At 76.5% G+C, this 1,237-nt stretch carries 2 protein-coding genes; both read left to right on the forward strand.

Going from position 1 to position 1,237, the window contains the following annotated elements; genetic code table 11:
- The coding region (locus tag FV230_RS28455) for a DUF1800 family protein (protein WP_147844742.1) at window positions 1-229 on the forward strand (229 nt) is incomplete at its 5' end.
- A gap of 4 nt (window positions 230-233) precedes the next feature.
- On the forward strand, window positions 234-1,237 hold a 1,004-nt coding region (locus FV230_RS28460; protein ID WP_147844743.1), incomplete at its 3' end, for a DUF1501 domain-containing protein.

Genomic DNA, 1,237 nt, shown 5'->3' on the forward strand with positions numbered 1-1,237 from the left:
GCCGGACGCCGCCGCCGAATGGCTCGCGCCGCACGCCTTCAAGGCCCGGATCGATTGGGCCGCCGAAGCCTGCGAGCGGGCGCCGCCCGCCGGCAACCCGGTCGCGCTCGCCGAGGACGCGTTCGGTCCGCTGCTCTCCGCGCCGACCCGGCGCGAGATCGCCCGGGCCGAGACCGGGGCGCAGGGCCTCGCCCTGCTCCTGATGAGCCCGGAATTCCAGCGGAGATAGCGCGATGCGGCTCAACCCACCGACCTGCGGCAGCCTGCCGACCCGTCGCGGCCTGCTCGCCGCCGGCTCGACGCTCGCGGCCGCCGGCCTGATGCCGCGGATCGCTTCGGCCGCGACCCGCGACCCGCGCTTCGTCTTCGTGATCCTGCGCGGCGCGCTCGACGGTCTCGCCTTCCTCCCGGCGATCGGCGATCCGGCCTATGCCGCCTTGCGCGGCCCGCTGGCACTGCCGGCGTCGGGCGCCGGCGCGGCGCTGCCGTTCGGCGGCCTGTTCGGCCTCAACCCGAACCTGCCGTTCCTCAAGGGGCTGTTCGATGCCCGCGAGGCCTTGATGCTGCACGCGGTGGCGACGCCCTATCGCGAGCGTTCGCATTTCGACGGGCAGGACGTCCTGGAGAACGGCACCCCGAGCCCGAACGGCAGCGGGACCGGCTGGCTCAATCGCGCGGCCGCCCTGCTGCCGTCCGCCGGCCCGGCCCGCGGACGCGACCTCTTCGCCTGCGGCGCGACGGTGCCCCTGGTGATGCGCGGGCCCGCCCCGGTGATGAGCTGGTCGCCCGGCAACCTGCGCGCGCCGCTCGACGACACGGTGATGCGGCTGGAGCGTCTCTACGGCGAGCGCGATCCGGCCCTGCTGGCGGCGCTGACCGAAAGCAACCGTCTCGACGCGATGCTGCCGGAGGGGGGGCAAGCGGTCGGCGGTCCCGGCCGCATCTACGCCACCCTGGCCGCGGCGGCGGGGCGGATGCTCGCCCGCCCCGACGGGCCTCGGATCGCGACCCTGGCGCTCGACGGCTGGGACACCCATGCCGCGGAGGGGCCGGCCTCGGGCCGCCTCGCCCACCTCCTCAAGGCGCTCGACGACGCGCTGGCGGCGCTGAAGGCGGAGCTCGGCCCCGCCTGGGGCGACACCGTGGTCGCGGTCGCCACCGAGTTCGGCCGCACCGCGCACGCCAACGGCACCGACGGGACCGACCACGGCACCGCCGCGGCCGCCTTCCTCGCCGG

Origin of the sequence: Methylobacterium sp. WL6, assembly GCF_008040095.1 — a bacterium.
Classification (GTDB): domain Bacteria; phylum Pseudomonadota; class Alphaproteobacteria; order Rhizobiales; family Beijerinckiaceae; genus Methylobacterium.